We start from the raw sequence: 19,941 nt of genomic DNA, 5'->3' as shown, positions 1-19,941 counted from the left end.
CTAGGGTCTGAACTCAATCAGCTTGGCCGTGATGATGTCCGAGAAGGGTGGCGAGCGGACGCTCAAATGCTACGGTTAGCCAGTGATCGTCCCGATTGGGTATCTGTCATGTTACTGTATCTAATTCCATATGTCGCGCTTTTGTTGCTAATATTTGGTTTCGCCGTTGGCTATCGTAAAGGTAAGCAGCGACCAAGATTAGGGTTAAAATCGCCGCTGAGTTTATTTTTAATCATATTAGCAGCAATAATATTTACTAAGGCTATAGACAAGAATGGATTTTCTGGCAATGCAGGGCATATCATATTCTTGATAAGCTCTTGCCTACTTTATGCTTCTCTTTGGATCGGAGCTTCAATCGGAGGCTGGGCAAGTAAATTTGGTCACCGAAAAGTTTCCTGAGTTGCAACGTCCATGACAAGGCCGCAATTCTGCTTCCACACTCAACCTGACCGTCCGCAATGGGTCGAAAGCGGGCGGCCCTCCCAGGGTCAAGCTGATTAGGTTTTGACCCTAGTGAACCGACGAATGGCTTGACACCAGGAAAATAATCATCGAATAAAATATGAACAAACCAGACGGGTGGCGGCGCTATGCGAAGTCATGATCGAGATTGGGTCTTGGATTGTTCTGTTTCCGAGATTAGGCTCGGTCTTGCTATCTTAAAACTATGTCTATTGGACATAAAAGCTGGCTTCAGACAAGACCAGCCGCGTGGATGTTACGGTCGATGGTGCGGAGGGGCGCCTCGCTCACTGTCGTTCGCAAGGACCGAACCGGTGATCCGCGCATCGACGCGAAAACGGACGAGATCCTCGACGTTCGGAAGGAGGTCGTCGAACGCACAGAGCCCGGAAACGGAGCCTTATACGGAATTCGAGTTCATGCAAATCTAGCCGCGCGGCTGCGTGAGCTGGATCTGCCCGGCATCGGCAGGCACGGTGTCGAACAGAGCTTCGTGGCCGGAGACATCGTCCGCCACGGTCTCTCGGGAAGCATACGCACGGATGTTCTCCTCCGGAATGGTCGAACCAGCGCGGCTCCGATTATCGCAATCTGGGACATCAAGACCGAAGAAATGGGGTTATCGCCGCAGAGCATTCGAGAATTGAGAGATGGAGCAGGTGTCGACGACAGCGTTCCCGTCATCGAAATCCATCTGATCCGAGGTATTTCTGTCAAACACCGATCCTCAGTCGCCGTTACGGTCGGAGTCATCGCCACATGAGTATGGAAGCCTATGCGCTGTGTCCGCGAGCGCTCACCGGCACGTCGGAGTGGCAGTCAGCCCTTGATGCGCTCGGTTTCGACCTGCGGCTTCAGGCGGACCGTATTCCACCGGCTTCTTCGGGACATCTGCCGGCGATGCGGCACGGCCGGGAATTCGGCTTCGAATGCTCCGTCATTGCGTTCTCGGCTGTAGCGGAAAACTTTCCTAATATCGATCTCGGCGGCCCATGGCTTGCGTGTATGTCTTCTACTTCGGCCCGATCCCGAGTTGTATCGGCGCGATGTTGGCGATTGCTGCTTGCGTCAAGCTGTTGGGAGGGATCGCCTTCTACCCCGAGGATAGCCGATTGCTGACCGCCGATCAGGCGGTCCATTACGCGTCCGACATGGTGCCCAAAATCGTGGCTCTGGAGGCGGAGCTCGGCCGGGGGCCGGAATGACCGGGATCGCGCTGGTCCTGGGACCGACCTGTCGAAGAACGTCGGTGGGCTGGGACGGCCAGCCGTGCCGAACGGACCTTCCGGGCGAACAATTTCAGCCCGGCGCCGGGAGATTGGTCTCGATCAGCACCGTCTCAGTCTCGAATGCGGCCGCGTGCCACGCCCCGGCCGGGAAGTGGAACACGCTGCCAGCGGCGAACGGCTTGCGGCCCTGCTCGGTCTCCAGGATCCCCGAGCCCGAGAGGACCTGCACGAACTGCTCGTGATCGTGGCTGTGGCGGGGCGCCGAGACGCCGGCCGGCACCACCACGCGCACGAAGCTCGCGCCCGCGCCCGGGATCTCGCGTTTGGCGACGCCATTTGCGGCAACGCTCTCCACGCGGTCGTTCCAGGCGGTCAGATGGTCGGTCATGGCTGCATCTCCTGGGCGACAGGAGATGCGTCCCGGACCCGCCGGGTCAACGACCGCAGAGGAGGCGTCCCTGCGTCAACCGGTCCCGCCGCCGGGCGGACGTCCACGCCGGCTCTTGGGGGCCGTCGGATCGGGCGCGGACGGCGCCGGGCCCGGCGCGGCGGGCGCGGTGCCGCCGGGCGGCGCACCGGTCGACGGCCAGAAGGTCTCGAACAGCTCCTGCATCGCCCGGATGTTGTTGCCCTGCACCTCGGCCCCGGTGCGCAGCATCTGATTGATCATGTCGGAGCTGGCCTCGCCCACCTTTGTCTCCGGCGGCTTGGGTGCGGGCTTCGCGGCCGGGGGCTCGGCCGCCGGCATGAACGCCTTGGCCATCTCGGCCCAGGCCGGGCCGAACGGGAACGGCATGGGCGGCGGCGGAGCACTCGGCCGCATCGATGCAGGCTCGGCCTGCGGCTGGTTCAGCATGACGTGCACGATGCTCGCCACCACGGCGCCCGCCATCATCGGCAGCATCTGGCGCAGGACCTGCGCGCCCACGCCGCTCGTGGCCGAGGCCTGGCGCAGTACCGCCTGCATCAGCTGAGCCGAGCCGAACATCTGGCCGAGGGCATCGAGGCCCTGGGGCGCGGCGGACCGGGCGACCTCGGGCATGCCGAACATCCGGGTGAAGCTGTTCGGGTCCAGGCCGGCGCCGCGCTGGAGGCCGAGGGTCAGCGCCGGCATCAGCGCCTCGAAGGCGCGCGCGGTCTGCTCGGTGGTCAGGCCGAATTGCTGGGCCATCGCCTGGATCCCGGCCTCGCCCTGGGCCTGGAACATCTCGAGCGGGTTGAACATGACGCCTCGATCCTGCCTCGGCCTGACCGGCCGGGGCGCGCCATCGTGACCCGTTGTGCGGCGAAATACCAGTTCCCGCCAGAGGAACTTGTGCTCAGCCCGGGTCAGCCAAGCGAATCAGGCCGTATTGCGGTCCGTGCCGGCCAGCCCGGGGCTGCCCTCAGCTCACCGGTCCGGGATGGGGATGGCCGGCGGGCAGCGGCGCCGCGCGGTGGGCTGTCTCCCGGGCGCGCTCCGGCACGGGCAGGTCCTTCGCCTCGAGCCGGTCGACGGTGCGGCGCGCGAGCAGGATGCCGGCGACGCCGAAGACCAGCGCGCCGAGGCCCATGCCGGCCACCACCCCGCGGGGCCCGTAGAGCGTTGCGCCGAGCATCGCCGGCGGCACGGTGCCCAGCGTCGCCCGGGCCCAGTTCAGCAGCGTCGAGCGCACCGGGAAGCCGAGGTTGTTGAAGGCCGCGTTGCCGAGGAACAGCAGCCCGTTGAAGAACCAGATCGCACCGCCGACGAGGCAGAAGAAGCCGAACAGGTCGGCCGCGACCCCGTGCAGGCCGAACAGGGCCGCCAGCGGAGCGCGGGCGAGGGCAAGCAGCAGCCAGACCGACGCCACGTAGGCGAGTGTCACCCGGACGGCCTCGCGCAGGACGCCGCGCATCCGGTCGAACCGCCCGGCGCCCCAATTCTGCGCCAGGATCGGGCCGATCGCCCCCGACAGGGCGAACAGCCCCCCGAAGGCCACGGGCGTCAGGCGGTCGATCACCGCGGCGGCCGCCACCGCATCCGCCCCATAGCCGGCAAATAGCCGCGCCAGGAAGGCGCTCGCCACCGAGGGCGCGAGGTTCGTGAGCACGGCCGGCCCCGCCACCGCCGCGAGCGCCGGCGCGTCGGCTGCCGCGTCGGCAAGGCGCAGCGGACCCAGAAGGCCATGACGGGTGACGCCGTACAGGCCCACCGCCACGAAGGTCGCCCGCGCCACGCAGATCGTGATCGCCGCGCCCGCCACCCCGAGGCCCGCCCCGAAGATCAGCAGCGGGTCGAGGAAGGCGGTCACGAGGGCGCCGGCCAGCGTGACCAGCATGGCTTGGCGTGCCGCGCCGACTGCGCGCAGCAGCCCGGTGAACAGCATGCCGGCGGCGAGCAGCACGTTCGACGGCAGGGTGATGCACAGGAACAGCTCGGCCACCCGCAGAGCCTCGCCGCTGGCGCCGATCAGCCCCAGCAGCGGCTCGGCGAGGGCGAAGATCAGCAGCGCGATCAGCGCGGAGACGAGGCTCCCCAGCGTCAGGGCCGAGGTGGCCAAGCGGCGCGCCGCCGCCCGGTTGCCCGCGCCCACCGCCCGCCCGACGAGGGCGCCGGCGGCGATCATCAGGCCGATATTCGCCGCGGTGGCGAAGAACTGCACGATCGCCGCGAAGCCGACCGCGGCGGTGAGCTGAGGGTCCCCGAGCTTCGAGACGTAGAACAGCGACAGCAGGTCGACGACGAAGATCGCCATCAGCCCCACCGAGCCAGTGGCGGCCATCACGGTCACGTGCCGGAGGATCGAGCCGGTGACGAAGCGGCCCGTCGCGACCGGGGGAAGGCCGTCAGGCATGGTGGCCGTCACGCATCCCGGATGCCGCCTTCCGCCTCCAGCTCGGGTTCCCGATCGGCCTCCGTCTCCGCCGCGTCCGGGTCCTGCGGCGCGGGCGCCGGCTTGTCCAGGAGCCGCTCGGCCGCCTCGCGCCGGTCGTTGCCGATCAGGTCCCGGGTCTCGGTGCTCAGAGCCCGGGCCGGCCGGACCGGCTCGGTCAGCGGCTCGGGCTTCAACCCCGCGGCGGCCCCGCGCATCCAGCCGGCGCCTTCGGGCAGGGCGCCGGCCTGCTGCAGCACGAGGCGTGCGATGTCGCGCTTGCGCACGTCCGCGGCCCGGGCGGCGGCGGCCTCCGGCGACAGGCCGAGCCCCTCCAGCGCCGCCCGCCCGAAGGCGAGGGCCGACTCGGAGGTCTCGCGGATCTGATAATCCACGTCCCGGTTCATCAGCTCCACGGCGTGCAGGCGGTCGTAGGCGCGCACGAAGGTGCGCACACTGGCGAATTCCTCGTGCACGATGTCGACGATCTTGAGCGCGCCGTCGCGGTCGTCCACGCAGATGCAGATCAGCTCGACCCGGCCGATCCCGGCGGCGCGAAGCACGTCGAGCCGGGTACCGTCGCCGTAATAGATCCGGAAGCCGAAGCGCGAGGCCGCGCGCAGCTGCTCCACGTCCTTGTCGATCACCGTGACCGGGATGCCCTCGGCCAAGAGCACCTGCGTCAGCACCTGCCCGAACCGCCCGAAGCCGATCACCAGGACCCGGGCCTCCCCGCTCTCGGCGAGCTCCGAGGCGGGTTCCGCCACGTCGATCCGCCCCTGGGCGCCGCGCCGCTCGATGAGCTTGTCGAGGCCCTTGGCGGCGATCGGCCCGATCAGCATGGTCAGGGCGGCCAGCGCCACGGCGAAGCGCGTCGCCGTGGCGCCGGTGAGCCCGAGATCCTCCGCCTGCGGCAGCAGCACGAAGGCGAACTCGCCCGCCGGCGCCAGCACGGCCGCACCGCGCAGAGCTCCGAGGGTATCCGAACCGAACAGCCGGAACAGGCCGGCCACGAGCGCGACCTTGACCAGGATCGCCCCGAGCGTCGCGCCGAACAGGGCCGGCCAGACCTCCCGGACCAGGCTGCCGTCGATCGACATGCCGACGCTCATGAAGAACAGGCCGAGCAGCATGCCGCGGAAGGGCTCGATCTCGGCTTCGAGCTGGTGGCGGAAGTTCGATTCGGCCAGCAGGATGCCGGCCAGGAAGGCGCCCATCGCCATCGACAGGCCGACCTGCTCCATCAGCAGCGCCGTTCCGAGCACCACCAGCAGGGCCGCCGCGGTCATCACCTCGCGGGCGCCGCTGGCCGCCAGCAGCCGGAAGAACGGGTTGAGGCCGTAGCGGCCGACCAGCACCACCGTCAGGATCGCGGCGAGCGCCTTGCCGGTGGAGACCGCGGCCCCCCCGAGCCAGGGGCCGCCTGCGTCCCCGCCCGCCGAGGCGAGCAGGGGCATGAGCGCCAGGATGCCGACCACCGAGAGGTCCTGGAACAGCAGCACCGCGAAGGCGCGCCCGCCGTAGGCGCTGTTCAGGTCGCCCCGCTCCTCCAGGAGCTGCAGCGCCACGGCCGTCGCCGACAGGGCCAGCGCGATGCCGATCACCGACGCCGCGCCGAGGCTGAGGCCGGCGAGCACGCCGGCGCCGCCGAGCACCAGCGCGCAGACGACGAGCTGCGCCGCCCCGAGGCCGAAGATGTCGCGGCGCATGGAGACGAGCTGCGACAGGTGCAACTCCAGCCCGACGATGAACAGCAGCAGGACCACGCCGATCTCGGCGACGCTCGCGGCAGTCTCGGGCTCGGCGATCAGCGACAGGCCCGACGGGCCGATCAGCACGCCGGCCACGAGGTAGCCGAGCACGGCGCTCTGGCCGATCAGCCGGAACACCGGCACGCCGATCACCGCCGCCGCCAGGAAGGTCAGGACGGGCGGCAGGAAGCTCGCATGTTCGACGGGGCTCGCCATGCGGTTCTTCTCGGTTCGCAGATGTGAGGTTTCGGCTTAGCGCGGGCGGCCCCGCGATGCGAGACGTGCACGGGTGCCGTTCGGCACAAGCGGGGGGCGGGTGGTCACGTGAGCAGGCGGGTGCGGGCCCGCCGCGACCCGTCGATGAACTCGAAGCCACCGGCCGCACTCAGCATGTGCAGGCGCGAGCCGGGCCAGGCCGCCCCCGGCCCGAGGCGCGTCTCGACCCGCTGCTCGTACCCGTCCTCGTCCAGCCGCAGGATTCGGGCGAGGCCGAGCGCCGCGCCGTAGCCCCGGCGGCAATCCTGGACCGGCCGGATCAGCGCGCCGTCGCGGGCCACGATCGGTCCGGCGGCCCGGGCCGAGCCGACATCGATCAGGACCGGGTTGCGCGGGTGCGGGGTCCAGGGGCCACGGAAATGGGGGGCGTGCCAGAGGTGGAGGGTGTCGGAGTAGCTGCCCCCGCCGGCCCGGACCGTGGCGAACATCCACCAGCGGCCGTCATGGCGCAGCAGCGTAGCATCGCCCGCCACCACGTGGTCGACCAGCACCGCCTCGTGCACCCAGCCCCGCGGGAAGGCGGTGGCGCGGTAGAGGTCGATCGTCCCCGAGGCGTGGGATTCCGGGATCATCCAGATCTCCCCGTCCGCCTCGAACACGAACGGGTAAGAGAGGTGGGTCTCGAGTTCCAGCACCGGCTCCGGGCGCCCGCGTGGACCTTCGGCGTCGAAGCCCACCGCGGCGATGACCCCCTTGCCGCGGCGATAGTCGAACTCTTCCACGAACAGGGTCACGGCCCCCTCGTGGGCGATGGCGAAGGGGTCGGCGTAGAAGCGCCGGCCGTCATCCGGCAGGTCGGTCCAGCCCCCCTCCGGATGCCGGCGCAGGTCGATCAGGTCGGGGCCGACGACCCGCCGCCAGCCGACCCGCCATTGCGGGCCGTGGAAGCAGAGCGCGTAGAGCCTGCGGGCGATCTGCCGGGTGAGACCGCAGGCGGCGCGCCCTCGGGCCCCGAGGCCGCCGAGGTCGAACCCCGCCTCCGGCTGAAGCGGTGCCTCGGACCCGTCCGGGAGCCGCGTCGAGGCGGCCCCGTCGAGGGCCGCGGCGATCAGCGTGATGGTCCGGGCGAGATAATCCTCGAAGGCCGCGAGCATCACCGTATGCGACTCCGCGCCGAGGCGGCCGACCGCCACGGGCGCGCCGTCCGGGCCTCGCAGGGCCGCCACCGGAGCCCGGCCTGCGAACAGGGCGGCGAGCAGGCCGGACTCGCCCGGCATCCCGTCGAAATCGAGCCGCCACACGCTCGGTGATACATCGTCGGCCGGCGCTGACGCACCCGAGAGGTCGAGGACGAGGTCGGGCTCACCGGCCTCGGCATCCGTGCCGTAGGGGGCGAGCGCCATCGGCTCGGCTGGGGTGGCCAGGCCCGGCCGGGGCAGGCCGTGGATCGCCGCTTCCAGCCGGAACAGCAGTTCGGCGTTGGGCGGCAGCCCGCCCGCGCCGGCGACCCACGCGATCCGGAGCCGACGGTCGGCCCGCTGTCCCAGCTGGTCGAGGAGGCGGATGTGCCAGCCGCGCAGAGTCCGGCGGTCGAGCCGCACGGTGATCCGCGCGGCGACGGGGCGCGCGTCCGCAGCCCGAGGCTCCGGCCAGGCGGGCGCCCGGCCGCCCCCGGCCACCGGCCGGTCCGCGCCTCCGATCGACCGCTCCATCAGCCGGACCGGCTCGCGTGCGGCGTGTCGGATCCAGAAACCACACTCACCGCGAACCCAAATCCTGAAGAAGCCCGAAGTCGACCGTCGAAACGATCATCGGAGGAGCGAATGCTATCGCTCCGCCGCACGATCAAACAAGTTTGGTCGAAGGTCCACTGTTCCGTGCGGTTGATCCAACGCGGATTCTGCTGGGAAACAGAAGGACCCAGAATTTGCCCGCCGCGATAACTCCTCGTTATGGCGGCGTGCTACCATGCCACGTGCGGGGCGCGTCGGCGCTCCGGAACCGGCCGGCTGACGTGGCCGTTCGCCCGTGTGATGTGGTGCGGAGATCAGGACATGACACGCAAGACGCTGACGATGCCGATCGCCGCGATGCTGCTGATCGGCATTCCGGGCGCGGCCTTCGCCATCGGCGGGGGTGGCGGTGACAGCGGCAGCGGGCTCTCGCCCTATGCCGCGCTCAGTGGCAACGACCGCTCGGCCGGGGTCAACAACGGCAATTACCGCGATCCGGCCCTCGACCCCTACGTCCGGACGTACCGTCCGGAGGCCGCGGCTCGCTACGCTGCACCGCCGGCGGCCCAGCCGCACCTGCGCCTGCGGCCCTATTACGGCTATCCCTATTGAGGCGTCGGCCCGTCGCCGCGCCCCTTGGCGGGTGCCCCGGCGCTCCTCCGTCCCATGCCCTGCCTCAGGAGCGCTCGGATCCCGCGCTGCGGATGCGCTTGAGCGTCCACTGGCCGCCCGAGGGCTTGCAGCCGGTGCCGCGCACGAACCGGCTGCGGCCCGGCGCGATCACCGAAGCGAGGAAGTTGCGGCAGATCAGGTCGTCGGCGACGTAAGGCAGGCCCGTCGGGTTCACCGTGCCGTGCAGGCCGCTCTCGGGATTATCCCACTTCACCGGGCGGCCGTTGCCCTGCGGATCGAGGGCCACGGACAGAGCCGCGCGGGCGCGCCGCCAATCCTCCTCCGCGAGGTCGTTCCCGAAGCTCACGGGCCGTTTCTCGATGCTGCCGGTGACGGTGGGCTCCTCGACCACGGGCGCAGCCGCGGCCTCGCCCCGGAAGACGAGCAGCGGCTGGCTGCAGCCGCACAGGGCCATCGCCAGCGATACGGCCGTCGTCACCGCCACAGGGATACGCAGCCGCCTGCCTGGCTCTTTACACGCGCATCGCCGCATTACACCTGACTCACGACGGGCTTTCCGCTCGACCGAACATGCCGATGTCGGTGCCCCCTCAGGCCCTGGACGCGGCAGGCAGGAGTGTTGCCGTGGATCAGTTAAGGACCGATGACCCGGGTGCCGGCGCGCGTTCTCCGTCACCGGACTTCACACTGAGCGACGATCCCGTCGCGCTGTTCGCCACCTGGATGAAGGAGGCGGAGGCCGCCGAGCCCGAGGATCCGAACGCGATGGCGCTGGCCACCGCGGGACGCGACGGGCTGCCGGACGTGCGGATGGTCCTGCTCAAGGGCTTCGACGCACGCGGCTTCGTATTCTACACCAACACCCAGTCCACCAAGGGCGAGGAACTGGCGCAGAACCCCCAGGCCGCCCTGGTGCTCCACTGGAAGAGCCTGCGTCGGCAGGTCCGGGCCCGTGGCCCGGTCTCCCCGGTGACGCCCGAGGAGGCCGACGCCTATTTCGAGAGCCGCCGCCGGGAAAGCCGCCTCGGCGCCATCGCCAGCCAGCAGTCGCGCCCGCTCGCCGACCGAGCCACGCTCATGGGGGCGGTGGAGGCGCTCGCCGCCCGCTATGGGGACGGTCCGATCCCCCGTCCGGAGCACTGGACCGGCTTCCGCATCGCCCCGGTGACGCTGGAGTTCTGGCAAGACGGCGACTACCGCCTGCACGACCGCGTCCGCTTCACCCGGACCGGCGACGGCTGGAGCCGCGCGCGGCTCTACCCCTGAAACGAAGAGAGCCCCGGCACGGGCCGGGGCTCTCGGGATCGATCAGCGGTGCGAGGAGGCTCAGGCCTCCTCGCCCTCCTTCTTCTCGCCCTCGGTGGCCTCGCCCTCGGCTTCGGCCTTCTCCTCGGCGGCTTCCGCCGACTGCGCCTCGGCGATCGCGGCCTCCTCGGCCTCGACCTCGGCGCCGAGCACGGTCGGCGGCACGATGTTGGCCACCGGATCGCTGGGCGTGCCGGTGTGGGTGCCCGCCGGGATCTTGATGTCGGAGACGTGGATCACGTCGCCGATCTGACGGCCGGTCAGGTCCACCTCGATCGCGTCCGGGATCTGGTCCGGGGCGACGTCGAGGGTCAGGGTGTGGGCGACGATGTTGAGGGTGCCGCCGAGCTTCTTGATGCCGGGGGCCGCGTCCTCGTTGACGAAGTGCACGGGCACCTCGACGGTCACGGTCTGGCCGGACACGACCCGCAGGAAGTCGACGTGCAGCGGCACGCCGCTCACCGGGTCGAGCTGGAAGTCGCGCGGGATCGCACGGACCTTCTTGCCGCCGGCCTCGATCTCGAACAGCGTCGTCTTGAAGCCGCCCGCGTAGATCAGGGTGCGGGCGCGGACGAGGTCGATCGCGATGGCCTGCGGCGGCTGGCCGCCTCCGTAGACGACGGCGGGAACTTGGCCCTGGCGACGAACGGCCCGGGCGGCCCCCTTGCCGACCCGGTCGCGTGCCACGGCCTCAAGCGTCTTCACTGCGCTCATGGCGTGATCCTTAATGAATGCTGGAGCCGGAAAACGAAAAGGCCGCCCGAGGCGGACGGCCAAACCTTCCCGGCGCGCCCCTGCCTCCAAGGGTGTCTCGGGGGCGCGCCGTGCGCATACACGGATGGGGACGGATTGGCAACGTGCGTGCCTCTTCGACCGGGTTCGGCTGCGCGGCCCCGGCACGGTGCGTCGACGGCCTTCTACGGACGCAAGCCCGCCAGCGCCCGCCTGGCCCGGCGCTTCTGGAGCCACAGGGTCAGGCCCAGCGCCGTCCCGATCGCCAGCGCCGAGAACGCCGTCGTCGTGGTGCCGAGCGCGTAGATCTCCGGCGTCGTCACCGTGGTGGTCAGGCCCTGCAACTCCAGCGGCAGGGTGTTGCGGCCGCCGATCGCTTGGCTGGTGCGGGCGAGTTCGTCGAACGACAGGGTGAAGCCGAACAGGGCGACGCCCACGAGCGCGGGCGCCAGGATCGGCACCACCACGTGCCGGAGCGTCTGCGCCCCGGTGGCGCCAAGGTCGCGGGCGGCCTCCTCGTAGGCCGGGTCGAACCGGTTGAACACCGCGAACATGATCAGCAGACCGAAGGGCAGCGTCCAGGTCAGGTGCGCCCCCAGCGCCGAGCTGTAGAGGCCCATCAGGGTCCCGTGGTCCTGCAGGAAGCCCCAGCCGGTGGCGGTGGCCAGCGCCTTGACCCCGTCGTCGAGGAGCCGGAATTCCAGCCCGATCCCCAGCGAGACCACGATCGAGGGCACGATCAGGCTCGACACCGCCAGCGCGAAGACGAGGCCGGCCCCCCGAAAGCCCTTGCGGAAGGCGAGGCCGGCATAGAACGCGATGGTCACCGTGAGCGCCATCACCACGAGCCCCAGCGCTAGGGAGCGCCGGAGCGCCGCCCAGATGTCGACGACGCCGACCCCCTCCCACAGCTTGGCGAACCAATGCGTCGAGACCCCGTTCATCGGGAAGGTCAGGCCGCCGGACGGGCCCTGGAAGCTCAGGGCCAGGATCGTCAGCGTCGGCCCGTACAGGAACAAGACGTAGAGGGCGAAGACGCAAGCCAGCAGGTAGAAGGCGCGGCCGCGCGGGCGGTCCATCCTACAGCACCCTGCGCAGGTCGATCATCCGGGTCAGCCCGAGGATCATCAGCAGCACGGCGGCGAGCAGCACCATGGCGTTGGCGGCGGCGGCCGGGAATTGCAGATAGGCCATCTGCACCTGGATCACCTTGCCGACGCTGGCGATCTGCTGGCCGCCCATCACGCCGACCGTGACGAAGTCGCCCATCACCAGGGTCACCACGAAGATCGCCCCGATGGCGATCCCGGGCTTGGCGAGCGGCAGCACCACGTTCCAGAGGGTCTGCGCCCCGGACGCGCCGCAATCGCGCGCCGCCTCGATCAGTCGCCGGTCGATGCGGGCCAGGCTGTTGAAGATCGGCACGATCATGAACACCGTGTCGAGATGCACGAAGGCCAGGACCACCGCGAAGTCGGAATAGAGCAGGCCCTCGATCGGCTCCCGGATCAGCCCGAGGCCGCGGAGCGTGTCGTTGACGAGGCCGTTGCGGCCGAGCAGCGGGATCCACGAGATCATGCGGATCACGTTCGAGGTCCAGAACGGGATCGTGCAGAGCAGGAACAGGCCCATCCGCACGGTGTTCGAGCGGATGTGGAAGGCCAGGAAGTAGGCGATCGCGAATCCGAGCGGCAGTGTGATCGCCAGCGTCAGGGCGACGAACTTCAGCGTCGACAGATAGGTGCGGACGGTGGTGCAGAGGTCGGCCGACAGGCAGCCGTCGAACACGTCGGCGTAGTTCTGCAGGGTCAGCGCCGGGACGATCGCGTACTCGTTGTACTCCCAGAGGGAGACGATGCCGGTGAGCACCAGCGGCACCACCAGGAAGACCAGGAAGACGAAGGCCAGCGGCGCCGCCTGGAGGTAGGCGAGGGCGCGGCGTCGGCGGCGGCCTGATGGGGCCGGGGATGCGGCGGCCTCGGCGAGGCGGGAGAGGGCGAGATCGTTCAACGGACCGCTCCCGGCAGTGCCGCCGCATCTCGCGCCGTGCTGGGGCTACGATGTTCAAACCCCTTGGCCGGAGGAGGGGTACGGCCCGACCCACGCGCATCTCCCTCGCCCCTCTGTGGGGGGAGGGAGGGCGCGCGCCAGTTCTGACTTTGGATTCCCGTCGAGCCGCCGATGATCCGGAACCCGGCCTGTGGGGCCGCTTGTCCGCAGAGGTGAGAGGAAGAGTGGGCGCGCAGTGCCTTCACGCGGCGATGAACTCGTTCCACTTGCGCACCATGTAGGTGTTCTCGTCCATCACGGCGTTCCAGCAGGCGACCGAGCCCATGCGCTGGTCGAAGGAGCCGCCGTCCCGGGTGGCGCCGGCCTTCTCGATCAGCGCGCCGTCGGGGCCGAGGATGTCCTTCTCGGCAGCCTTCCCCTCCATCCAGAAGGCCCATTCGTAGGGCTGCATGTTCGCCTTGGCGGTCTCCAGCACCGCGGAATAGTAACCCTGGCGGTTGAGGTAGGCCCCGGCCCAGCCGGACAGGAACCAGTTGATGAAGGCGTAGGCGGCGTCGAGCTTCCGGCCGCTCAAGGTCTTCGGGATTCCGAAGCCGCTGGCCCAGGCCCGGTAGCCCTCCTTCAAGGGCTGGTAGGTGCAGGGCACCCCCTGCGCGCGGACCTTGGTGACGGCGGGCGACCACATCGACTGGATCACCGTCTCGCCGGCCGCCATCAGGTTCACGGATTCGTTGAAGTCCTGCCAGAAGGCCCGGAACTGGCCGGCGCGCTTGGCCTCGATCAGCAGCTTGATGGTGCGGTCGATCTCGGGCTTCGTCATGTTGCCCTTGTCGCCGTAGGTGTAGTCCCCGGTCGCCTCCACCACCATGGCGGCATCCATGATGCCGATGGAGGGGATGTTGAGGATCGCCGCGCGGCCCTTGAACGCCGGATTCAGGAGCTCCTTCCAGCTCGTCACCGGGATGTTCACCAGGTCCGGCCGAATGCCCAGGGTGTCGGCGTTGTAGACGGTGGGGATCAGCGAGATCCAGCCAGTTTGTTCGCCGGCAAATTTCTTAGAATCCTGGCCCTCGAGGTAAAACACCTTCTTGGGCGCGGTACCCTGGTCGCCGATTTTTTTGCCGGCCACCTCACCCTGGGTGAAGACCGACGAAATCTTGTCGGCGAGCTTGATCCGCTTGGCATCCATCCCGGCCAGGTTGCCGGACGGCAGGATCTTCTTCAGGCTGAAATACTCGGTGTCGACCAAGTCGAAGGAGTTCGGCTGGGTGACGACGCGCTTCGTCACCTCGTCGGTCACCACCGGGATGTACTCGATGGTGAGGCCCAGATCCTCCTTCACCTTCCGGGCGATGTCGGCGGATTGGTTCACGGCGGTGCCGAGGTAGCGCAGGGTCACGGGCTCGGCCGCGTGCACCGCCGGGAAACCGGTCACCGGCGTGGTGGCGAATGCCGCCGCGCCCTTCAGCAGCGCGCGCCGGCTCGGCCTCGGGAACTGGTTCATGATCGTCTCCGTGCGGGTCACGCGTCGAGGCGGTGGGCGGCGGCCATGTCCCAGCCGACCGTCACCGTGTCGCCCGGCCGGAGCGGGCGGGCGGCGAAGTCGACGTCGCTGAGCACGGCTGTCAGCGCGGCCGAACCCTCGGAGGGGCGCTCCAGCCCGTCGGCATCGAGGCCGACATGGACGCTGGTGCCCTGGTATTCCACCGCCACCACGCGGGCCGGCATCGCGGCGTGGCCGGCCTCGGCGCCCAGCCGCATCCGGTCCGCCCGCACGGCGATCATCCCGCCGGGCAAGCGGATCACGTTGTGGCCGCCGATGAAGCGGGCCACGAAGGCGGTGGCCGGCCGCTCGAACACGGTTCGCGGGTCGGAGGCCTGCTCGATCCGGCCGGCATTCATCACCACCACGAGGTCGGAGAGCGCCATCGCCTCCTCCTGGCTGTGGGTGACGTGGATGAAGGTGAGCCCCAGCTCGGTCTGGATCCGCTTCAGCTCGACCCGCATGCGCACCCGCAGGAACGGGTCCAGCGCCGAGAGCGGCTCGTCGAGCAGCAGCACCTTCGGGCCGGTGAGGAGAGCCCGGGCCAGCGCCACGCGCTGCTGCTGCCCGCCCGAGAGCTGGGCCGGCAGGCGCCCGGCGAGGTGGCCCATCTGCACGAGGTCGAGCATCGCCATGGCCTCAGCCCGGCGCTCGGCCTTGCCGACCCCGCGCATCTTGAGGCTGAAGGCGACGTTGTCCCGCGCGTCGAGATGCGGGAACAGAGCGTAGCTCTGGAACATCATCGCGGTGCCGCGCTCGGACGGCGCCGCGTCGCCCACCGCCTTCGGGCCGATCACCACCTCGCCCGCGCTGGCGCGCTCGTGGCCGCCGATCATCCGCAGCGTCGTGGTCTTGCCGCAGCCGGAGGGGCCGAGCAGGCAGCAATAGGCCCCGGACGGTACCTTCAGGTCGATGGCATCCACCGCGATGGCCGTGCCGTAGCGCTTGGTCAGGCCGATCAGCTCGACATTCATGCGAGGCTCCCCGCGGCGGGGAGGCAAGGGCCGGGCCAGGGCTCGTCAGGCGTCCCGGCGCTCCGCCGGATCGACCGCCCGGTCGAGCACCCGGCCGCGGCCCGGCTCGGACAGCACCCTGCCGTCCTCCGCGATCACCTGCCCGCCCGCGATGGTCATCACCGGCCAGCCGGTGACGGCAAACCCCTCCCAGGGGGTGTAGTCGGCGCCGTGGTGGAGGATCTCCTGGCGGATGGTCTCGCGCTTGTTGGGGTCCCACAGCGTCAGGTCGGCATCGAAGCCCGGGGCGATCGAGCCTTTGCGCGGGTACAGGCCGTAGAGCTTGGCATGGTTCGTCGCGGTGAGCGCAGCGAACTGGTTGAGGCTGATCCGTCCCTTCGAGACGCCTTCGGAGAAGAACACCGGCAGCCGGGTCTCGACCCCCGGGATGCCGTTCGGGATCCAGCGGAACGAGGATTTGCCGCGCGGGTTCAGCTTGCCCTGCGGGTCGTCGTAGCGGAACGGCGAGTGGTCCGAGGAGACCACGTCGAAGATCCCGCGCCGGATCCCCGACCACACCGCCTCCTGGCTCTGGACATCCCGGGGCGGCGGCGAGCAGACGTATTTCGCGCCCGCCATCGGATCGTCGAGGCCGAGCCCCTTCATGTGCTCGGCCGTGAGGGTCAGATATTGCGGGCAGGTCTCGGCCCGGATCTTCAGGCCGCGCGCCTGCGCCCAGGCGATCTGCTCCGTGGCCTCGCGGCCCGAGACGTGGACGATGACGATCGGCAGGTCGATCAGCTCGGCATGGCTGATCGCCCGGTGGGCCGCCTCGCGCTCGACCACCTCTGGTCGGGACAAAGCGTGGCCGTAGGGCGCCGTCTCACCCGCCCGCTCCAGGCGGTCGCTGAGATAGCGGATCGCGTCGTACCCCTCCGCGTGGACCATCACCCGGGCGCCCTGCAGCCGAGCCACGTGGAACACGTCCAGCAGCTGGCGATCGTTCAGCACCAAGTCGTCGTAGGTCATGAACACCTTGAACGAGGTGTAGCCGTCGGCGACCAGTGCCGGCAGCTCCTGGCCCAGCACCGCCTCGCTCGGGTCCGAGATGATCATGTGGATCGCCACGTCCACGTGGCACTGCCCCTCGGCCTTGGCCCGGTAGGCGTCGACGGCGGCGCGCAGGGACCCGCCCCGCGGCTGGACCGCGAAGGGCATCACGCAGGTGTTGCCGCCCGCCGCCGCGGCCCGGGTCGCGCTGGCGAAATCGTCGGCCATGACGATGCCCGGCCCGGGATCCTGGGCGATGTGGACGTGGCTGTCGATGCCGCCCGGCAGGACCAGCAACCCGGAGGCGTCGATCACCCGGGCGGCGTCGGCGATGCCCTCGGCGACCGCCACGATCCGCCCGCCGCGCACGCCGACATCCGCCCGCACCGTGTCGCTGGCGGTAACCACCGTGCCGCCGCGGATCGCCAGGTCGAATTCGGGCATGCGCTTCCCCTCGCTCCGTCTCGGGTCCAGCCCGCTCTTCTGCGGCGGACCGCATGGGCGCCATAACAAGTGCGTTCGGCTCGGAGGTTCAAGCAATCGCCGCGCCGACCCGGTCCAACGATGGCCTTGACTGAGCGCTCGCCGCCGCGCCCGCTATGCGATGGACGGGCGTGCGGCGCCGGAGCACGGACATGACGGCAAGCCCTGAAACGATCTTCGTGCTGACCGGGGCCGGGGTCTCGGCCGAGAGCGGGCTCGGCACGTTCCGGGACCGCGGCGGGATCTGGGCGCGATTCGACCCGATGCGGCTCGCCACCCCCGAGGCCTACGCGGCCGATCCCGACACGGTTCTGGACTTCTACGACCATCGCCGCCGGGGCGTGGTCGCTGCCGCGCCCAACGCGGCGCACGCCGCCCTGGCCCGGGCCGAGGCGCGGCTGGCCGAGCGGGGCGGCCGACTGTTCCTGTGCACGCAGAACGTCGACGATCTGCACGAGCGGGCGGGGTCCCAGGCCGTCACCCACATGCACGGCGAACTGCTCAAGGCCCGCTGCACCGCCTGCGGGACGGTCACGCCTTGGCGCGCAGACCTGAGCCGGGCGGAGTCCTGCCCGGCCTGCGCGACGGTGGGCCGGATGCGGCCGGACGTGGTCTGGTTCGGCGAAATGCCCATGCACCTCGACGCGATCGACGCCGCGCTCGCGGCCGCCGACCTGTTCGTCGCGGTGGGCACGTCGGGGGCGATCTACCCGGCGGCGGGCTACGTGCGGCAGGCTCGAGCCCTCGGCATTCCGACCTGCGAAATCAACCTGGAGCCCCCGGATAACGCCGACGCGTTCGATGACGCCCGCTACGGGCCGGCGAGCACGGCCCTGCCACGCTTCCTGGCCGAACTCGGTCTGTAACGCTCCGACCGGATGCAACGTGTTGCACCGACTGAGGTTTTTGATTCGTCTCGGCGGTTCTCGGCCAAAGACCAAAATCTTAAATAGCGCGAATCACATCCGCGCGAGCTGTCAAGAACTGTTCGGACAGTTGCCCGCGGGTTACAACCGTCAAGCTTGGGTTTGGCGTCGCGGCCCGCCCAAGCGTTCGTTGAAGCCACAAGGGGAAGCAAAAGACCCATGCAGCACTTCACCGTAACCGACCGCGAGCGCGACACCGTCCTGGCGGCCCTGCGCTACTACCAGTTCTACCGGATGCAGGGTCACCCGTTCGACCCGCGCCAGGACCACCTGATCGACACCATCGCGGGCCGGGCCGGTGAGGCCCTCGACCTCGCCGAGATCGACGATCTCTGCGCCGGCCTGAACGGCAACCCGCACGCCCTGGCCGCCGCCTGAGGCTGCCTCGCGGGGCGGGTTCCTCTCTGCCCCCGAATGCCCGGCCGCCCATGAGCCGGGGCCGGGGATCGTCGCGTCCGAGATGAGCGATGCCGCCGCCGGAGCGAAATCGATCCCCGGTCGGGCCGGGATGGACACAGATCGGCCCGCCGTCACATCCGGCGTACCGCGCCGGCCCCGATCACTTGGCCCGGGACGATGCACCCCCCGTAGACCGTCCCGGGCCAAGTGATCCGCGACGGGATGTTGGAATCCAGTAGCCGGCACAGAGCATAGGGATGGCGCGGGCCATCGCCGGACCGGGCTCCCTTTCGAGCCGCGGCCGGGACCCCTTGCGCAAGCTCCGATCTGCCGTGCCCGCCGGGATACCCCCGGAAAGGCCGATTTCGCCGCGCCGGAAAACATGCCCTAAGGAGGCCGCGACGGTCCTTCGGCCGGGCGAGGTCCGGGGGCGCCGTTGCCGATATCGCGGTCGGGTTCGGGGTGGCTGCGCCGCGGCGCAATGCGGGTGGCCGGCGCGCTGATCCTTGCCGCGGATCCCGCCGCCGCGTCGGAGAGCGTCGCCACCGCGCTGCTCGTCTCCGTGGACGTGTCGCAATCCGTGGACGACACCCGCTTCCGGCTGCAGATGGAGGGGATCGCCGAGGCACTGGAGGACCCGTCCGTCGTCGGCGCAATCACCGGCAACCCGGGCGGCATCCTGTTCGCGATGGTGACCTGGGCGGACCGGGCCGACCTCGTGGTCGGCTGGCGGCGGATCGCCAGCCGAGCCGACGCGGCGGCGACCGCGGCGCTGGTGCGCGCCACACCCCGGCAGGCTGGCGAGTTCACCTGCATCGGGCAGATGTTCCGGACGGTCAGCGCCCGCGTGCTGCCGGCCCTGCCGGTCCCGGCCGAGCGCATGGTCGTCGACGTCTCGGGCGACGGGATCGACAATTGCACCGACGCCGACACGCTGGCGGACGCGCACGACGCGCTGCTCGCCACCGGCGCGACGGTCAACGGCCTGCCGATCCTGGTGCCCGGGGAGAACGACGTGGTCGGGGCTGGCGCCTACCGGGCCCCCGGATACGGCCTGCGCGCGACCCCGCTGCCGCAGGAACGCACCAGCCTCGAGACGTGGTACCGCGCCCACGTCATCGGCGGCCCTGGGGCCTTCCTTCTGGCGGCGGCCGGCTACGGCGACTTCTCGCGAGCGCTGCGCCGGAAATTCGTGATCGAGATCAGCGCGCTGGGCCGGTAATCCGGCGACGCCTCAGGGTGCTTTCTTGAGCTGCTGCTCGGCGCGCGACACGGCGGCCTGGCAGGCCTGCGCGTCGCCCTTGGAATCCGCGGTGCGGGCTTCGTCCAGGGCGACCTTGGCCTGCTGCGCGGCGTCCGCGCCCTGGCCGGCCTGGGCCGACTTCTCCGGGGGGGCCTGCGGGGATTCGTTCGCGCGCTGGCCCTCGGTTCCGGTCATGCCCTCGCCGCCGCGCTTGGCTGCGTTGCCCTGGCCGCTGGTCGAGGCGGAGATCGAGGCGGTCGACTCGGACTGGACCCGCTTGGACAGGCCGTCGATCTTGTCCGAGCAGGGCGAGGCGAGGGCGGGGGCCGCCATCAGGATCAAGGCCACGGGAATCGTGAAGGCGGCGGAACGCATCATCGTGTCGGACTTTCCGTGTCGGGGGGCCGGGGATCTGGTCCCCGGTCCCCCAACGCGT

General features: G+C 69.9%; 21 protein-coding genes. 8 read left to right on the top strand and 13 right to left on the bottom strand.

From position 1 onward, the window contains the following. The 3 genes from Q8W67_RS14335 to Q8W67_RS14325 form a co-directional block, all read left to right on the top strand. A partial coding sequence (locus Q8W67_RS14335; protein ID WP_305545841.1) for a hypothetical protein occupies nucleotides 1-402 on the top strand: 402 nt, incomplete at its 5' end. Between the two features lie 328 nt (nucleotides 403-730). After that, the gene (locus Q8W67_RS14330; RefSeq protein ID WP_305546556.1) at nucleotides 731-1,228 is read left to right on the top strand and encodes a hypothetical protein; all 498 of its coding nucleotides are present in this window, start codon (nucleotides 731-733) and stop codon (nucleotides 1,226-1,228) included. 238 nt (nucleotides 1,229-1,466) lie between these two features. Then, complete coding sequence (locus tag Q8W67_RS14325; protein ID WP_305546554.1) at nucleotides 1,467-1,670, top strand: hypothetical protein; 204 nt, start codon at nucleotides 1,467-1,469, stop codon at nucleotides 1,668-1,670. Between the two features lie 94 nt (nucleotides 1,671-1,764). On the opposite strand, the gene Q8W67_RS14320 is transcribed toward Q8W67_RS14325, so the two are convergent. The 5 genes from Q8W67_RS14320 to Q8W67_RS14300 all read right to left on the bottom strand — a co-directional run bounded on the left by Q8W67_RS14320 (nucleotide 1,765) and on the right by Q8W67_RS14300 (nucleotide 8,207). Continuing rightward, a complete protein-coding gene (locus Q8W67_RS14320) occupies nucleotides 1,765-2,082 on the bottom strand; it encodes a cupin domain-containing protein (RefSeq protein WP_305546552.1) in 318 nt (105 codons plus the stop codon). 75 nt (nucleotides 2,083-2,157) lie between these two features. Next, nucleotides 2,158-2,919, bottom strand: a complete 762-nt coding sequence (locus Q8W67_RS14315) for a DUF937 domain-containing protein (RefSeq protein ID WP_305546550.1) — start codon at nucleotides 2,917-2,919, stop codon at nucleotides 2,158-2,160. 160 nt (nucleotides 2,920-3,079) lie between these two features. After that, nucleotides 3,080-4,510, bottom strand: a complete 1,431-nt coding sequence (locus Q8W67_RS14310) for an MATE family efflux transporter (RefSeq protein WP_305546548.1) — start codon at nucleotides 4,508-4,510, stop codon at nucleotides 3,080-3,082. Between the two features lie 8 nt (nucleotides 4,511-4,518). Further along, a complete protein-coding gene (locus Q8W67_RS14305) occupies nucleotides 4,519-6,495 on the bottom strand; it encodes a monovalent cation:proton antiporter-2 (CPA2) family protein (RefSeq protein WP_305546546.1) in 1,977 nt (658 codons plus the stop codon). A gap of 104 nt (nucleotides 6,496-6,599) precedes the next feature. Continuing rightward, nucleotides 6,600-8,207, bottom strand: coding sequence for a formyl transferase (locus Q8W67_RS14300; RefSeq protein WP_305546544.1), 1,608 nt, complete (start codon nucleotides 8,205-8,207; stop codon nucleotides 6,600-6,602). A 342-nt stretch (nucleotides 8,208-8,549) separates the two neighbouring features. Between Q8W67_RS14300 and Q8W67_RS14295 the strand changes: the two genes are divergently transcribed. After that, nucleotides 8,550-8,840, top strand: a complete 291-nt coding sequence (locus tag Q8W67_RS14295) for a hypothetical protein (protein WP_305546542.1) — start codon at nucleotides 8,550-8,552, stop codon at nucleotides 8,838-8,840. A gap of 64 nt (nucleotides 8,841-8,904) precedes the next feature. On the opposite strand, the gene Q8W67_RS14290 is transcribed toward Q8W67_RS14295, so the two are convergent. Further along, nucleotides 8,905-9,393, bottom strand: coding sequence for an RT0821/Lpp0805 family surface protein (locus Q8W67_RS14290; RefSeq protein ID WP_370693878.1), 489 nt, complete (start codon nucleotides 9,391-9,393; stop codon nucleotides 8,905-8,907). Between the two features lie 92 nt (nucleotides 9,394-9,485). Here Q8W67_RS14290 and pdxH point away from each other — a divergent pair, with 92 nt between their 5' ends. After that, nucleotides 9,486-10,127 carry a pyridoxamine 5'-phosphate oxidase gene (gene pdxH, locus Q8W67_RS14285; RefSeq protein ID WP_305546540.1) on the top strand — a complete coding sequence of 214 codons (642 nt, stop codon included), beginning with the start codon at nucleotides 9,486-9,488 and terminating at the stop codon, nucleotides 10,125-10,127. 60 nt (nucleotides 10,128-10,187) lie between these two features. Here the strand turns inward: pdxH and Q8W67_RS14280 are convergent, their stop codons facing one another. From Q8W67_RS14280 to hydA, 6 genes are all read right to left on the bottom strand, one after another. After that, nucleotides 10,188-10,880, bottom strand: coding sequence for a 50S ribosomal protein L25/general stress protein Ctc (locus Q8W67_RS14280; RefSeq protein WP_305546539.1), 693 nt, complete (start codon nucleotides 10,878-10,880; stop codon nucleotides 10,188-10,190). 203 nt (nucleotides 10,881-11,083) lie between these two features. Next, nucleotides 11,084-11,977 carry an ABC transporter permease gene (locus Q8W67_RS14275; protein ID WP_305546538.1) on the bottom strand — a complete coding sequence of 298 codons (894 nt, stop codon included), beginning with the start codon at nucleotides 11,975-11,977 and terminating at the stop codon, nucleotides 11,084-11,086. A gap of 1 nt (nucleotide 11,978) precedes the next feature. Then, on the bottom strand, nucleotides 11,979-12,908 hold the full coding sequence (locus Q8W67_RS14270) for an ABC transporter permease (RefSeq protein ID WP_305546536.1): 930 nt from the start codon (nucleotides 12,906-12,908) through the stop codon (nucleotides 11,979-11,981). A gap of 241 nt (nucleotides 12,909-13,149) precedes the next feature. Continuing rightward, a complete protein-coding gene (locus Q8W67_RS14265; RefSeq protein ID WP_305546534.1) occupies nucleotides 13,150-14,412 on the bottom strand; it encodes a PotD/PotF family extracellular solute-binding protein in 1,263 nt (420 codons plus the stop codon). A 17-nt stretch (nucleotides 14,413-14,429) separates the two neighbouring features. After that, on the bottom strand, nucleotides 14,430-15,425 hold the full coding sequence (locus tag Q8W67_RS14260; RefSeq protein WP_305546532.1) for an ABC transporter ATP-binding protein: 996 nt from the start codon (nucleotides 15,423-15,425) through the stop codon (nucleotides 14,430-14,432). Between the two features lie 45 nt (nucleotides 15,426-15,470). Next, nucleotides 15,471-16,898, bottom strand: coding sequence for a dihydropyrimidinase (gene hydA / locus Q8W67_RS14255; protein ID WP_305546530.1), 1,428 nt, complete (start codon nucleotides 16,896-16,898; stop codon nucleotides 15,471-15,473). A 191-nt stretch (nucleotides 16,899-17,089) separates the two neighbouring features. Between hydA and Q8W67_RS14250 the strand changes: the two genes are divergently transcribed. The 3 genes from Q8W67_RS14250 to Q8W67_RS14240 all read left to right on the top strand — a co-directional run bounded on the left by Q8W67_RS14250 (nucleotide 17,090) and on the right by Q8W67_RS14240 (nucleotide 19,484). Further along, nucleotides 17,090-17,803 carry a Sir2 family NAD-dependent protein deacetylase gene (locus tag Q8W67_RS14250; protein ID WP_305546528.1) on the top strand — a complete coding sequence of 238 codons (714 nt, stop codon included), beginning with the start codon at nucleotides 17,090-17,092 and terminating at the stop codon, nucleotides 17,801-17,803. Between the two features lie 219 nt (nucleotides 17,804-18,022). After that, nucleotides 18,023-18,241, top strand: coding sequence for a hypothetical protein (locus tag Q8W67_RS14245; protein ID WP_305546526.1), 219 nt, complete (start codon nucleotides 18,023-18,025; stop codon nucleotides 18,239-18,241). A 502-nt stretch (nucleotides 18,242-18,743) separates the two neighbouring features. Next, nucleotides 18,744-19,484: a DUF1194 domain-containing protein gene (locus Q8W67_RS14240; protein ID WP_305546524.1), complete on the top strand. Its 741-nt coding sequence runs from the start codon at nucleotides 18,744-18,746 to the stop codon at nucleotides 19,482-19,484. A gap of 12 nt (nucleotides 19,485-19,496) precedes the next feature. On the opposite strand, the gene Q8W67_RS14235 is transcribed toward Q8W67_RS14240, so the two are convergent. Beyond that, nucleotides 19,497-19,883, bottom strand: a complete 387-nt coding sequence (locus Q8W67_RS14235) for a hypothetical protein (RefSeq protein WP_305546522.1) — start codon at nucleotides 19,881-19,883, stop codon at nucleotides 19,497-19,499. Nucleotides 19,884-19,941 lie beyond the last annotated feature (58 nt).

This window comes from Methylobacterium sp. NEAU K (genome assembly GCF_030700285.1).
Lineage (GTDB): Bacteria > Pseudomonadota > Alphaproteobacteria > Rhizobiales > Beijerinckiaceae > Methylobacterium.
The sequence above is the reverse complement of the archived record's forward strand: the minus strand, read 5'-3'. Positions and strand labels throughout refer to the sequence as shown.

Bases quoted from the DNA above. Each gene is read 5' to 3' on its own strand.
- Q8W67_RS14330 (WP_305546556.1), top strand. From the start codon at position 731: ATGGTGCGGAGGGGCGCCTCGCTCACTGTCGTTCGCAAGGACCGAACC.
- Q8W67_RS14320 (WP_305546552.1), bottom strand. From the start codon at position 2,082: ATGACCGACCATCTGACCGCCTGGAACGACCGCGTGGAGAGCGTTGCC.
- Q8W67_RS14315 (WP_305546550.1), bottom strand. From the start codon at position 2,919: ATGTTCAACCCGCTCGAGATGTTCCAGGCCCAGGGCGAGGCCGGGATC.
- Q8W67_RS14310 (WP_305546548.1), bottom strand. From the start codon at position 4,510: ATGCCTGACGGCCTTCCCCCGGTCGCGACGGGCCGCTTCGTCACCGGC.
- Q8W67_RS14305 (WP_305546546.1), bottom strand. From the start codon at position 6,495: ATGGCGAGCCCCGTCGAACATGCGAGCTTCCTGCCGCCCGTCCTGACC.
- Q8W67_RS14300 (WP_305546544.1), bottom strand. From the start codon at position 8,207: ATGGAGCGGTCGATCGGAGGCGCGGACCGGCCGGTGGCCGGGGGCGGC.
- Q8W67_RS14295 (WP_305546542.1), top strand. From the start codon at position 8,550: ATGACACGCAAGACGCTGACGATGCCGATCGCCGCGATGCTGCTGATC.
- Q8W67_RS14290 (WP_370693878.1), bottom strand. From the start codon at position 9,393: ATGCGGCGATGCGCGTGTAAAGAGCCAGGCAGGCGGCTGCGTATCCCT.
- Q8W67_RS14280 (WP_305546539.1), bottom strand. From the start codon at position 10,880: ATGAGCGCAGTGAAGACGCTTGAGGCCGTGGCACGCGACCGGGTCGGC.
- Q8W67_RS14275 (WP_305546538.1), bottom strand. From the start codon at position 11,977: ATGGACCGCCCGCGCGGCCGCGCCTTCTACCTGCTGGCTTGCGTCTTC.
- Q8W67_RS14265 (WP_305546534.1), bottom strand. From the start codon at position 14,412: ATGAACCAGTTCCCGAGGCCGAGCCGGCGCGCGCTGCTGAAGGGCGCG.
- Q8W67_RS14260 (WP_305546532.1), bottom strand. From the start codon at position 15,425: ATGAATGTCGAGCTGATCGGCCTGACCAAGCGCTACGGCACGGCCATC.
- hydA (WP_305546530.1), bottom strand. From the start codon at position 16,898: ATGCCCGAATTCGACCTGGCGATCCGCGGCGGCACGGTGGTTACCGCC.
- Q8W67_RS14250 (WP_305546528.1), top strand. From the start codon at position 17,090: ATGACGGCAAGCCCTGAAACGATCTTCGTGCTGACCGGGGCCGGGGTC.
- Q8W67_RS14245 (WP_305546526.1), top strand. From the start codon at position 18,023: ATGCAGCACTTCACCGTAACCGACCGCGAGCGCGACACCGTCCTGGCG.
- Q8W67_RS14240 (WP_305546524.1), top strand. From the start codon at position 18,744: ATGCGGGTGGCCGGCGCGCTGATCCTTGCCGCGGATCCCGCCGCCGCG.
- Q8W67_RS14235 (WP_305546522.1), bottom strand. From the start codon at position 19,883: ATGATGCGTTCCGCCGCCTTCACGATTCCCGTGGCCTTGATCCTGATG.